This is a genomic window from Roseateles agri (assembly GCF_034043675.1).
In the GTDB taxonomy this organism is placed as follows: Bacteria; Pseudomonadota; Gammaproteobacteria; order Burkholderiales; family Burkholderiaceae_C; genus KK5.
In genome coordinates, this window is the sequence record NZ_JAXCLA010000001.1 from 874,505 (window position 1) to 886,719 (window position 12,215).

Sequence of the window (12,215 nt, forward strand, 5' to 3'; positions counted from 1 at the left end):
CCGTGGCCACCGCGGGCCGGCCGTGCGGGAAGTCACTTCAGGGTTTGTCTGGAGCATGGATGCGCACAAGTGCGCAGGCGCGTCATCCCACCGCGACCCCGTCCCTATACTCGGCGATCCCCATTCCCGTCCCTGCATGAGCCCCCGCGCCTACGCCCGCACCCTGCTGCGCGACGACCTTGTTGCCGCCTTCGTCGTCAGCGTGCTGTTGATCCCGCAGAGCCTGGCCTACGCGATGCTCGCCGGCCTGCCGCCGCAGGTGGGTCTCTACGCCAGCCTGCTGCCGCTGCTGGCCTATGCGGCGCTCGGCTCCAGCCCGGTGCTCGGCGTGGGGCCGGTGGCGGTGCTGGCGCTGATGATCGTGCAGGCGCTGGGCGCGCTGCCCGCGGGCGTGACGGCCAGCGAAGGTGCGCTGATGCTGGCCTTCGAGATCGGCCTGGTGCTGGCGCTGGCGGCGCTGCTGCGGCTCGATGCACTGGCCTCGCTGCTGTCGGTGCCGGTGCTGCATGGCTTCGAGACCGGCGCGACGCTGGCGATTGCCCTGAGCCAGGTGCCGGTGCTGCTGGGCAGCCCGGTGCGTGGCGAGGACCTGCCCGCGCTGTTGCAGCACGCGCAGCAGGCCGGCTACCCGTGGCACGCCATCAGCGCCGCTTTCGGCCTGGCCGTCTGCGTGCTGCTGCTGGGCGCGCGCCGCTGGCTGGCCGGCACGCTCGGGCGGCTGGCGCCGCTGGTGCTGCTGCTGGCGAGCATCGCCATCGCCTGGGCCGCGGGCCTGAACCGCAGCGGCGTCGCGCTGGTCGGGGCGCTGCCCGAGCTGCACGTGCCGCTGGGCCTGCCGCCGCTGAACCTGGCCCTGGCGATGCAACTGGCGCCGAGCGCGCTGCTGATCGCGCTGATGGCCTACGTGTCCAGCCTCGTCGTCTCCGAATCGCTGGCGCGCCGGCGCGGCGAGAGGGTCGACGCGCGACGCGAGCTGGCGGGCCTGGCGGGCGCCAACGTCGTCGCCGCGCTGAGCGGCGGCATGCCGGTCGCGGGCAGCTTCTCGCGCAGCGTGCTGCTGCACGACGCCGGCAGCCGTTCGCGCATGTCGATTGCCTTCGTGGCCGGCTTCATGGGCCTGGCGATGCTGGCGCTGGCCGCGCCGCTGGCCTGGCTGCCGAAATCGGTGCTGGCCGCGACGATTATCGTGGCGGTGCTGTCCGGCTTCAATCTCCAGCCCTATCGCGACGCCTGGCGCTATGCGCGGCCCGAGGCGCTGCTGATGATCGTGGTGACGGTCATCGTGGTCTGCGTCAGCGTCGGCATGGGGCTGGGCGTGGGCGTGCTGGGCTCGATCGCGCTGATGCTACAGCGCACCGCGCGCCCGCACGTGGCGCTGATCGGCCGCATCCCCGGCACCGAGCACTACCGCAACATCGACCGCTACGCCGTCGAATGCGTACCCGACGTGCTGGGCCTGCGCATCGACGAGAGCCTGCTGTTCACCAACGCGCGCACCTTGGCCGACGTCGTGCAGGCGCACATCACGAGCCACCCGGGCACACAGCGCGTGCTGCTGCAGATGTCGCCCGTCAACCAGATCGACTTCAGCGGCCTGGAGGCGCTGCGCGAGCTGCACGACAGCCTCAAGCACCAGGGCCTGCGGCTGGACCTGTCCGAGGTGAAGGGCCCGGTGCTGGACCGCCTGCGCGAGAGCGGCTGGCAGCGCTGGTTCGAGGGCCAGGTCTTTCTCAGCCACCACCAGGGGATGACGACGGCATGAAGCGTCTTCTTTCGTTCTTGCTTGCCGCGCTGCTGCTGGGCACGTTGATGAGCGCGCAAGCGGCAGAACCGCTGACGCTGAAGCCGCAGCGCCTGAGCGAGCACGCCTGGATGATCGAAGGCTTCTCCGCGCTGGGCAGCAAGGACAACCACAACTTCATCTCGAACGCCGGCATCATCGTCGGGCCGGACGGCGTCGTACTCGTCGACGCACTCGGTTCGCCCGAACTGGCCCGCGCGCTGCTGGCCGCGATCAAGGACCTGACCGACAAGCCGCTGCGCGCGGTCATCCTCACGCACTATCACGCCGACCACGTCTACGGCCTGCAGGTGCTGAAGGCGGCCGGCGCGAAGATCATCGCCCAGCAGGCCGGGCGCGAGTACCTGAACAGCGACACGGCCGCGCAGCGGCTGAAGGCCAGCATCGACCAGGGCCTGGTCGAGCCCGGCACCCACCTCGTGCCAGCCGACGAATGGATCGCCAAAGACACGCCGCTCGCCATCGCCGGCCTCGATCTGCAGCTGATCCCGGTGGGCCCGGCTCACACGCCCGAGGACCTGGCCGTCTGGCTACCCGCCGACAAGCTGATCTTCGCCGGCGACATCGTCTTCCGCGGCCGCGTGCCCTTCGTCGGCCAGGCCGACAGCCGCCGCTGGATCGCCAGCCTCGACCGCCTGCTCACCCGCCCGGCGGCCATCGTCGTCCCCGGCCACGGCCCCGCCTCCACCGAGGCCCTGAAGGACCTGCTGCAGACCCGCGACTACCTCGCCTACCTCCGCGCCACCATGGGCCGCGCCGCGCGCGACATGACCCCGTTCGACGAAGCCTACAACGCGACCGACTGGTCAGCCTGGGAACACCTGCCGCTGTTCAAGCAGGCGAACCGGATGAATGCGTACAACACGTACCTGCTGATGGAGCATGACGGGGACTGAGGTCGGCCCTGCTCTCCTCTAAGGCGTGCCTTTCACCAACGGGCAGTCCAGCGCCACGCGGACGGCCAGTTGCTCACGCAAGGCCCGCAGGCCTTCGATGCGCTCATCGATCTCCCGCAGTTTCTCGCCGAGCAACTGCGTGATCGCAGGGCCGGGCTCCGCCGCATTCCACACCGCCGGCAGCCTGTTGCCGACCTCGGCCAGGGTGAAGCCGAGCTTCTGAGCGGTCCGGATGTAGTCGACCAGTTCTCGCACCTCGTCCGGATAGTCGCGGTAGCCGTTCTCCAGCCGCCGGGAACGGATCAGGCCCTGCTCTTCGTAGAACCTCAAGGTGTCGCGGCTGACGCCGGTCGCTGCTGCAAGTTGGCCGATTCGCATGGTGCGAGAGATTGTGCTTGACCTTGGAGTTAGGTCCAGGGTCGAGACTGGCCGCCTCCATGACAACTCGCCCGAATGCCGAAGTGAAACAAGCTCGATTCCTCGCCATCGTGAAGGCCAGCGCCTGGTACGACCTGGCCGTCACCTGGCCCTTCGCAACACCCTGGACCTTCGCCCTGCTCTACGGCGCGCTGAGGTCGGCAGCCCAGGCGCTGGATCTGCCAGGCGCGATGCCGCCCCTGGACGCAACGAACACCTTGTTCGCCAACCTGCTCGGGTCGGTCGTGGTCGTATGGTCGCTGGCACGGCTGCTGTCGCCGAGCGTGCGCATGGGTCGGCTGGACGGCATGGCGCGATGGCTCTTTGCGGCGTGGCAGGTCAATGCGGTGATGAGCGGCGGCAGCGTCATCGTGCTGGGGTTCAGCGTGGTGGAGGTGGTGTTCGGGGTGCTGCAGTTCCTCCCGGTGAAGGACGCGCCCACCGATGTCGCGACCTGAGAACTCCTTGCGTCAGCCAGCGCGATCCTCGAGCAACTGTTCCTTGAACTCATTCAGGGCGACCACCCGAGCAACACCGCCGTCTAGGTATTCCATCGTCACATCGTGGTGGTGAACATCCTTCGACGCGACACACTCACGAACAATCATCACCTCGAAGTCTCTTTGATAGGCGTCAATCGCCGCCATCCGTATGCAAGCGTGCGTGTTCACGCCTGCCAGGACGATCTGATCTACGCCAAGCTGCTGAAGCAAGGCATCCAGGTCCGTCCGAAAGAACATGCTGTAGCGCTTCTTGACAACTTCAAGGTCAGTATCCAATCGATCCAGCTCATCGAGTATCAACGGCCCCGCTGTGCCTTTGATAAACAGGTGAATGTTCTTGCTCCTCATGTCCAGCATCGCGTCGCTCAGGTCCGGCTCGAACTCCTGGCGAACCCATATCACCGGACAGTCGGCCCCGCGAGCCATCGCTGTCAGTTCATTGATGGATGAGCAGAGCGAGGGTCGCAGGCGCTGCAGTTCGGCATGACCGAAGCAATCGTTGAGCATGTCGATGACAAAGATGGCGGGTCGTTTCATCGCTCTTGGCGCTCGTGGCTAGTTGGTTGGATTTGCTTTGGGCGTCGGGCGGCTAGCGGTGCCGCGCTTCAAAGTTGACTTCAAGCGAGACACGAAGGCCGGCAGATAGGTCCGTGAAGCGCATTCAGCCCCACTTGTGCCTGATGATGCAGCCATGCGCGGAGCCCAAGGACAAGAAACGAACCTTCCGAAAATGTTCAAGCGTCGGAGCGTCAATAACTTTCCTCGGGCTTCCGTCGAGAATTTCGACGTCGGTGACAACACCGCGCTCAACATCGATGCGAACGATCGACCAACCATAGGGTCTAGGCTCGTACTCGGCCTTCGGGATATCGACACCGTTGGACCACAACGCGCTGCATTCGGCGCTGTTGGTCTGTACGAAACTGGGCTCTGGCAACACAGGCTCTCGGGCTGGTGCGGTGGAGCAGCCGGCAATCAGCATAGCTAGCCCAAGGGCGGCAGGAATCAAGCAGCGCATCTCTTTCCCTCACTTGGCAGGGGCGGCGAAATCGGTACTGGCCCAACGTTTGACATGAGAGGCGGCACGAGGGCGGAGCGCTTGCCGCGTCCTCTCGATAGAAGGGCTAGGCGCTTCTTTCATGCTGACCAAGAACTGGCTGCTTCTGACGGAAAGCCTGCGTAGCCTCAGGATGCCAGGGAAAAAGCCCGGCTTTGGAGGGCCAAACAACCTGCTGAACAGGAAAACTGTCACCTTCGTAGTACCAGCGAGCGAAACCAACATGTTCGGGATACTCGTTGAGTGGCACGGGTACAAAAATGCACGGATAGCCTTCGAGCAACTCATCAGTAGGTTCTTCCAGATTCAGCGGCTTCCCCTCTGCAGCTGCTTCTGCGGCGATGGTTAGAACCGCATGTGCTACATCTCGTGGCAACCCGTAGATCAAGAGCTCAGGATGCCTATACGTTTGGAATAGCCCAATCGTGTAGCTGAACGGTTCGTGCTCCTCATCTCCAAAAACGTTCATGCAATGCCATCCGAATTTGTGGATGTCGTCGAGCAGTTTCTGCTCTCCTGGGTCGGTAGCTGCTTTACGGGGCATTTGAGAAGCGCCTAACGTGTAGTCAAGAGACAGCCGCGTCCGTCTATCACGGCAAGCTGTCCGCATAACAAGGCAGTTGAAATCGGTCGGCAACCCGCACCGTTGCTCGGTGTGTGCATCATCTTGTACTCCCGTGCCTCAGTATCAGAACCGGCAAAAGCGGCATCCACAGTTTGACATCGTCCAAGCTTCGAAGACTCACGATCACTCCGTACAAATCCGCAATTCATAAATCGAGCTTGTCTAACTCCCATCGCCATCGGTGAGCATCAACTTTTCCCGGAGGCCGGCTTCGTGTTGACAGTACGGATGGACGCATAGATCTATGCCATCAGCAGATCCCAATTCACCGCGCGCTGATTCAGTCCAGATAACTCCACGAGTCAGCGCCGTCGAATCGCCGCACTCTCACGCCTTCGATGGCGCTCGGTTCGAGCAGTCTGGCATTGATGGAGAACTTGCTGTCAGGTCGCAGAGCCAGCGGCTCCCAGTGGGTGACGCAGCCGCAGTGGCGGCAGTGAAAGGTGCTGATCGTTTTCTCACCCCAGATATACCCGTCGGCGTGTTCCGCTGCGCCTTCGATGCGCGACTGGCGCAACTCGTAGAACGCCCAGAGCGCGCCGTAGCGTCGACAGATCGAGCAGTTGCAGTCGATGAGATATTCCGGCGAGCCGGCGACTTCGATGCGCACGCGGCCGCAGTGACAAGTAGCGGAAAGCATTGAAACTGACTCTCTTTCTTTCGTGCTCAGCCGGCCAACCATAGCAGCCCCGGAGCGCACTATTCCTCATCCAGTTACCTACCGCTCAAATCAATCGTTAGACTCCGTGCTGCCCCATCACTTGGAGTCTCCCCATGGCAACCTCTTTTTCGAAGCTCAAGAATCAAATCCAGAAACTGCAGCAGCAGGCCGCGTCCATCCAAGCCACTGTCATCTCGCGCATCAAGAGGGAGATTGCGCAGCACGGTCTCGATATCGACGATCTCTTCGGCACCGGAGGTTCGGCAGCGGCCAAGAAATCTCGTTCCGCGCCGCTGAAGAAGAAGGCCGCCGGGGCCCGGAAGACTGGCGCGGACAAGCCGGCCAAGTTCGCAGACGATCAAGGCAACACATGGCATGGCGTCGGCAAGCGTCCGCAGTGGATTCACGACGCGCTGGCCGCCGGCCGCTCGCTCGATGAGTTTCTCGTCGGCAAAAAGAAAGGCGTTGCCGCAGCCAAGAAGCCTGCCACTAAGGCGGGCGTGAAGGCCGCCGCAAAGAAGACCACCAAGACGGTGAAGGCGGTGGCGAAGAAGGCGCCCGCCGCGAAGAAGGCCGCAGCAGCCAAGAAGGCTCCGGCCAAGAAGGCAGCGAAGGCCCGCGCAGAGTCGCCGGCAAGCGCACCCGCCGAAGCGTCCTGAAGAAGCAGGAAAGTCCGGCCAGCGGCGCGCGCAACTAGCGCCGCTGGCCGAACAGGCGTTCGAGCGCCCCTTCCGGATCGGCCAGGAAGTCGCGCATGACGCGGAAATGCTCGGTGTCCTGGTAGCGGCTCTCGACGATGCCCTCGGCCGAGAACTGCAGGATGCGCGCATTGGGATAGGCCATCAGGATCGGCGAGTGTGTCGCCACGATGAATTGCGATCCCTCGAGGATCAGTTCGTGGATCCGCCCCAGCGCCACCAGTTGCCGCTGCGGCGACAGGGCCGCTTCCGGCTCGTCCAGCAGGTAGAGCCCGTCGCCGCGGAATCGGTTCTTTAGCAAGGCGAGCAGCGATTCGCCGTGCGACTGCTCGTGCAGGGAGCGGTCGCTGTAGGCCGGCATCACCCGCGGGCCGCCGCCTGGCTCGGCATCCAGCTTCTCGATTTCGGTGGCGACGTTGAAGAAGCTTTCCGCCCGCAGGAAGAAACCGTCGCGCGGCCGGCGAATGCCTTTGCCGACCCGCAGGTATTCGTGCAGGTTCGAATGGGACTGGCGCGTGCCGAAGTTGAAATTCTTGGTGCCGCCTTCCGGGTTGAAACCGAGAGACACAGCCAAGGCCTCCAGCAGCGTCGACTTGCCGGACCCGTTCTCGCCGACCAGCAGCGTCATCTTCGGATGCAGGTCCAGCCGGTCCAGGTGCCGCACGGCGGACAGGTTGAACGGATAGCGGTCGAAGGATTCGACGATGTCGCGGCGCAGCGTGACGCGCTGGACAAAAGGCGCCGTAGGGCCACGCAAAGACCTGATGGGTTCTTCTTCACCGGACACGATCGTTCCTCCCCGAACGACCGGACAATCGCTCGCCATGACCCCGATCATCCGCCACCTGCTCGACACCGATCTCTACAAGTTCACGATGTGGCAGGCGATGCTGCGTCGGCATCCGCAGGTGCAGGCGGAGTACCACTTCGTCTGCCGCAATACACCGGAGTTCGCGCTGGCCGAGCTGTTGCCGGAGGTGAACGCGCAGCTCGATCATCTCTGCTCGCTGGCCTTCACCGAGGACGAGCTGGCCTATCTCGGCGGCCTGCGCTACATCAGGCCGGATTTCGTCGACTTCCTGCGCATCTTCCGCTTCCAGCGCCGCTTCATCGAGGCGCGAATTGGCGCTGACGGACACACGCTGGAGATCGTGGCCGAAGGCCCGCAGGTCCATGTGATGGCCTTCGAGATCTATGTGCTCGCCATCGTCAACGAGGCGTACTTCCGCCGCTTCGACGCCGGTGCCGCGCTCGTCGAGGGCCGCCGCCGGCTGGCGCTGAAGATCGAGCGGCTGCGGGCATTCGGCGCCGAGGAGCCGGCGCGGCGCCATCCGTTCGAGTTCTTCGACTTCGGCGTGCGCCGCCGCTTCTCCGGCGCCTGGCAGGCGGAAGTCGTGCGCACGCTGCAGCGCGAGGTGCCCGAGTTCTTCAAGGGCACGTCCAACGTGCATCTCGCGCGCACCTTGGGCCTGGTCGCGATCGGCACGATGGCGCACGAGTACCTGCAGTCCTACCAGGCGCATGACAACGTGCGCCTGCGCCGCTTCCAGCAGGCGGCGCTGGAGGACTGGGTGCAGGAATACCGCGGCGATCTCGGTGTGGCGCTGACCGACGTCGTCGGCATGGATGCCTTCCTGGCCGATTTCGATCTCTACTTCGCCAAGCTGTTCGACGGCCTGCGCCACGATTCTGGCGATCCGATCGCCTGGGGCGAGAAGGCGCTGGCCCACTACGCGAAGCTGCGCATCGATGCGAACACCAAGCGGCTCACCTTCTCCGACGGCCTGGACCTGGAGCGCGCGTTCGAGATCCATCATCACTTCGCGGACCGCGCGCCGCTGGGCTTCGGCATCGGCACCAACCTCACGAACGACCTCGGCCTGACGCCGCTGAACATCGTGATGAAGCTGGTGCGCTGCAACGGCCAGTCGGTTGCCAAGCTGTCCGACTCGCCGGGCAAGACGCTGTGCGACGACGAGACTTTCCTGGCCTATCTGCGCCAGGTCTTCGACATCAAATCCTGAACCGGATTCAGCGCGACACGAAGATCCGGATCCCCAGGCCGATGAAGACGATGCCGGCCAGGCGGTCCAGCCACAGCCCCGCCTTCGGCCGGCGGTTCAACCAGGCGCCGACGCTGCCCGAGAAGAAGCCGAGCAGACCGAACAGCAGCGACGCCTGCGCGGTGAAGGCCAGCCCCAGCAGGCCCAGCTGCCATTCGACGTGCCCCTGCGAGGCGACGACGAACTGCGGCAGGAAGGACAGGAAGAACAGCACCACCTTCGGGTTCACCGCGTTCGCAAGGAGGCCCTTGGCGAACAGGCGCTTCAGCGACTCGCCGCCCGCCTTCCCGTCCGCATTCAGTTGCACCGCACCCGCGTGGCGCAGCGCCTGGATGCCCAGCCACACCAGGTAGGCCCCGCCCACCGCCTTCAAGAGCGCGAAGGCCGTCGGCGATGCCGCGACGAGGGCGCTGACGCCCAGCACGGCCAGCAGCGTGTGGCTCAGGCAACCGAGCGCGCAGCCCAGGCCGAAGGCGATGCCGGCGCGCCGGCCGCGGGACATGCCGACGCTGAGCACCATCAGGTTGTCGGGCCCAGGCGTGGCGGTGAGCAGCACGGCGGCGAACAGGAAGCCCAGCAGCTGGGACGCGGTCACGATCACAGTTGCTCCCGCAGCCAGTCGGGCAGCGGCATCGAGCGCTGCGCCTTGAAGTCGATCCAGACGGTCGTCGCACCGCCATTGGCGTAGACGACGCCGGGCTGGTCGCTGCGCTCCAGGGTCATGAAGGTGTCGAAGCTGGAGCGGCCGGGATTGGCCACGTAGTGCTTCGCCAGGATCGTGCCCGGGAACTCCAGCTGCTTGATGAAGTTGCAGAAGGCGTTGACGATCACCGGGCCCTCGCCGTTCGGGTTCGGCGCCGCGCCGATCGAGTGCATCCACTCGATGCGCACGGTCTCGAAGTAGCGGAAGTAGGAGGTGTTGTTGACGTGACCCATCGCATCCATGTCGCCCCAACGGATGGGGATGCTCATCTCATGGACCAGCTTCTTGTCTTCGGGAATCTCGAATCGCATAACGGCCTTCCTCGACGGATCGATCAGGCGCGGACGCCACGGATCGCGTTGGCCCGCGCGCTCAAGGTCAGCGGGCCGTCGTCGGCCTTCACCCGCTCGCGCACGCGCGACTTCAGCAGCGCCACGTCCTCGGCGGGCAGGCTCCCGAACAGCGCCCGCATCGCGCTGCCGGTGATGGCCACGTTCCAGTACTCGTCGAAGCTTTCGAAGCGGCGCTCGACGGTGAACTGCGTCGTCTGCACGTCCCGCAGGCCGGCGTCGGTCCACAGCTTGGTGGAGGCCTCGATCGTCGACGCCTCGACGCTGGGCGGCTGCGGCGGCTGCAGGCCGATCTTCAGCGCCTCGGCGCCGATGGCCGCGAGCGGGAAGCCGCCGTTCAGGATGTCCCAGTGGTAGGCCGCCACGATGCCGCCGGGTCGCACCACGCGGACCATCTCGGCAACGCCGACCGCCGGCTGCGGCACGAAGAACAGCACCAGCGCCATCACGGCCGCGTCGCAGCTCGCGTCGGCCAACGGCAGCTTCATCGCATCGCCCTCGGCCCAGTGCACCGGCGGTGCATCCGCCGGCAGCCGCGTGCGCGCGTAGCTCAGTTGGCCCGGCGAAGGATCGAAGGCCCAGACTTCGGCCGGCGCGCCCCGCTGGGTGAGCTGCTGCGTGAAGGCGCCGTTGCCGCAGCCCACGTCGGCCCAGCGCGCGCCCGCGGGCACGGCGATCCAGTCCAGGAAGCGCTCGCCCACCAGCGCACTCCAGCGGCCCATCATCTGCTCGTAGGCGGCGCCGTCGTCGAAGCGGATCTCGTTGCTGGGCTTGTTCATGCGTTGGTCTCCTCGGGCTATCGGGTGATGATAGTGGTCGCCGACCTTCCGCCAATCGCCCCAGCCCAGCAGATGAAATGACTCTCTGTTACCGTGCGCGGCTGATCAAAGAGGACATCGACGCATGAGCGATCACCTGACGCGCGCCCTTGCCACCGCGGACCTGAAAGGCATCCGCCGCGGCATCGAGAAGGAAAGCCTGCGCGCGCTGCCGAGCGGCCATCTTGCATTGACGCCCCACCCGCTGGCGCTGGGCTCGGCCCTGACGCACCCGCACATCACCACCGACTACAGCGAATCGCAGCTGGAGCTGATCACCGGCGTGCACGCCGGCGTCGAGGAGTGCCTGGACGAACTGCGCCGGGTGCACCAGTTCACCTATCACGCGCTGGCCAACGAGGGCGACGAGCGCCTGTGGGTCAGCTCCATGCCCTGCACCTTGCCGACCGACGAGACGATCCCGATCGGCCGCTACGGCCGCTCCAACGTCGGCCGCAGCAAGAGCGTCTACCGCATGGGTCTGGCGCAGCGCTACGGCCGCCGGATGCAGACGATCTCGGGCATCCACTACAACTGGTCGCTGCCGGGCGTGACGAGCGAGCAGTACTTCGGCCTGATCCGCAATTTCCGCCGCCATTCCTTCCTGCTGCTGTATCTGTTCGGCGCCTCGCCGGCCTTGTGTTCGAGCTTCGTCGATGGCCGCAAGCACGAGCTGCAACTGCTCAACGAAGGCACCTACTACATGCCGCACGGCACCTCGCTGCGCATGGGGCGGCTAGGCTACCAGAGCGACGCGCAATCGAGCCTGGCCGTCAGCTACAACACGCTGGACAGCTATGCCGCCTCGCTGGAGGACGCGCTGACGCGGCCCTACCCGGCCTACGAGAAGGTCGGCATCCGCAACCCCGGCGGCGACTACAACCAGCTCAGCACCAGCCTGCTGCAGATCGAGAACGAGTTCTACGGCACGATCCGCCCGAAGCGCGTGATCGAGCCGGGCGAACGCCCGCTGCACGCGCTGCGCGAGCGCGGCGTCGAGTACGTCGAAGTCCGCTGCATGGACCTCGACCCCTTCGTCGACGTCGGCATCGCCGCGCAGACGATGCGCTTCCTCGACGTCTTCCTGCTGCACTGCCTGTTCACCGACAGCCCGCCCGACACGCCCGACGAGGTGCTATCGCTGGCCCGCAACCAGCACCGTGTCGCCGAGCGCGGCCGCGAGCCGGGCCTGATGCTGGAATGCGCGAACGGCCAGTGCCTGGGCGACCGGCGGATGACCGACTGGGCGGCCTCGCTGCTGGCGCAGTGCGAGCCGATGGCCGCTGCGCTGGACCGCACGCACGGCGGCAGCGCCTATGCCGAGGCCCTGGCCGCCGCGAAGGCGACGCTGGCCGACCCGGCCAGCACGCCCTCGGCCCGCGTGCTGGAAGCGATGCACAAGGGCTACGGCGACTCGCACCTGAACTTCATCCGCCACCGCTCCGAGCAGACACGCCAGTCGCTGCGCGCTCTACCCTTCAGTGCCGAAGCACTGGCGCAGGCCGAGGCCGAGGCCCGCGAATCGCTGGTGCAGCAGGCGACGATCGAAGCCTCGGACACCCTGCCGTTCGAGGAGTACCGCAAGCAGTACCTGGCGCCCGAACGGATGCTGCTGGACTAAGG

General features: G+C 65.7%; 15 protein-coding genes. 6 read left to right on the top strand and 9 right to left on the bottom strand.

Annotated elements, in window-relative coordinates; translation table 11 throughout:
* The first annotated feature begins 136 nt into the window (after positions 1 to 136).
* The gene (locus tag SNE35_RS03930) at positions 137 to 1,762 is read left to right on the top strand and encodes a SulP family inorganic anion transporter (protein WP_320421535.1); all 1,626 of its coding nucleotides are present in this window, start codon (positions 137 to 139) and stop codon (positions 1,760 to 1,762) included.
* Entirely contained in the window at positions 1,759 to 2,697 is a 939-nt protein-coding gene (locus SNE35_RS03935; RefSeq protein ID WP_320421536.1) for an MBL fold metallo-hydrolase, read from the top strand. Before SNE35_RS03930 ends, SNE35_RS03935 begins: the two co-directional genes overlap by 4 nt.
* A gap of 18 nt (positions 2,698 to 2,715) precedes the next feature.
* On the opposite strand, the gene SNE35_RS03940 is transcribed toward SNE35_RS03935, so the two are convergent.
* Entirely contained in the window at positions 2,716 to 3,075 is a 360-nt protein-coding gene (locus tag SNE35_RS03940) for a MerR family transcriptional regulator (protein WP_320421537.1), read from the bottom strand.
* Between the two features lie 83 nt (positions 3,076 to 3,158).
* Here SNE35_RS03940 and SNE35_RS03945 point away from each other — a divergent pair, with 83 nt between their 5' ends.
* Entirely contained in the window at positions 3,159 to 3,572 is a 414-nt protein-coding gene (locus SNE35_RS03945; protein WP_320421538.1) for a hypothetical protein, read from the top strand.
* A gap of 12 nt (positions 3,573 to 3,584) precedes the next feature.
* Here SNE35_RS03945 and SNE35_RS03950 read toward each other — a convergent pair whose 3' ends face one another.
* The 4 genes from SNE35_RS03950 to SNE35_RS03965 all read right to left on the bottom strand — a co-directional run bounded on the left by SNE35_RS03950 (position 3,585) and on the right by SNE35_RS03965 (position 5,981).
* Positions 3,585 to 4,154: a cysteine hydrolase family protein gene (locus tag SNE35_RS03950; protein WP_320421539.1), complete on the bottom strand. Its 570-nt coding sequence runs from the start codon at positions 4,152 to 4,154 to the stop codon at positions 3,585 to 3,587.
* Between the two features lie 124 nt (positions 4,155 to 4,278).
* Entirely contained in the window at positions 4,279 to 4,626 is a 348-nt protein-coding gene (locus tag SNE35_RS03955; RefSeq protein ID WP_320421540.1) for an energy transducer TonB, read from the bottom strand.
* 115 nt (positions 4,627 to 4,741) lie between these two features.
* Positions 4,742 to 5,218 carry a DUF4262 domain-containing protein gene (locus SNE35_RS03960; RefSeq protein WP_320421541.1) on the bottom strand — a complete coding sequence of 159 codons (477 nt, stop codon included), beginning with the start codon at positions 5,216 to 5,218 and terminating at the stop codon, positions 4,742 to 4,744.
* Positions 5,219 to 5,579: 361 nt separating this feature from the next.
* On the bottom strand, positions 5,580 to 5,981 hold the full coding sequence (locus SNE35_RS03965; protein WP_488803601.1) for a GFA family protein: 402 nt from the start codon (positions 5,979 to 5,981) through the stop codon (positions 5,580 to 5,582).
* A gap of 92 nt (positions 5,982 to 6,073) precedes the next feature.
* Between SNE35_RS03965 and SNE35_RS03970 the strand changes: the two genes are divergently transcribed.
* Entirely contained in the window at positions 6,074 to 6,619 is a 546-nt protein-coding gene (locus SNE35_RS03970) for an H-NS histone family protein (protein ID WP_320421543.1), read from the top strand.
* 34 nt (positions 6,620 to 6,653) lie between these two features.
* Here the strand turns inward: SNE35_RS03970 and SNE35_RS03975 are convergent, their stop codons facing one another.
* The gene (locus SNE35_RS03975) at positions 6,654 to 7,496 is read right to left on the bottom strand and encodes an AAA family ATPase (protein WP_320421544.1); all 843 of its coding nucleotides are present in this window, start codon (positions 7,494 to 7,496) and stop codon (positions 6,654 to 6,656) included.
* Between SNE35_RS03975 and pncB the strand changes: the two genes are divergently transcribed.
* Positions 7,483 to 8,682 carry a nicotinate phosphoribosyltransferase gene (gene pncB, locus SNE35_RS03980; protein WP_320421545.1) on the top strand — a complete coding sequence of 400 codons (1,200 nt, stop codon included), beginning with the start codon at positions 7,483 to 7,485 and terminating at the stop codon, positions 8,680 to 8,682. The two genes, SNE35_RS03975 and pncB, sit on opposite strands and share 14 nt — an antisense overlap.
* A 7-nt stretch (positions 8,683 to 8,689) precedes the next feature.
* Here pncB and SNE35_RS03985 read toward each other — a convergent pair whose 3' ends face one another.
* The 3 genes from SNE35_RS03985 to SNE35_RS03995 are packed head-to-tail and all read right to left on the bottom strand — an operon-like array spanning position 8,690 to position 10,553.
* Positions 8,690 to 9,319: a LysE family translocator gene (locus SNE35_RS03985; protein WP_320421609.1), complete on the bottom strand. Its 630-nt coding sequence runs from the start codon at positions 9,317 to 9,319 to the stop codon at positions 8,690 to 8,692.
* Positions 9,319 to 9,735, bottom strand: a complete 417-nt coding sequence (locus SNE35_RS03990; RefSeq protein ID WP_320421546.1) for an acyl-CoA thioesterase — start codon at positions 9,733 to 9,735, stop codon at positions 9,319 to 9,321. Before SNE35_RS03990 ends, SNE35_RS03985 begins: the two co-directional genes overlap by 1 nt.
* Before the next feature lie 23 nt (positions 9,736 to 9,758).
* A complete protein-coding gene (locus SNE35_RS03995) occupies positions 9,759 to 10,553 on the bottom strand; it encodes a class I SAM-dependent methyltransferase (RefSeq protein WP_320421547.1) in 795 nt (264 codons plus the stop codon).
* A 124-nt stretch (positions 10,554 to 10,677) separates the two neighbouring features.
* On the opposite strand from SNE35_RS03995, the gene gshA reads away from it, so the two are divergent.
* Positions 10,678 to 12,213: a glutamate--cysteine ligase gene (gene gshA, locus SNE35_RS04000; RefSeq protein WP_320421548.1), complete on the top strand. Its 1,536-nt coding sequence runs from the start codon at positions 10,678 to 10,680 to the stop codon at positions 12,211 to 12,213.
* Positions 12,214 to 12,215 lie beyond the last annotated feature (2 nt).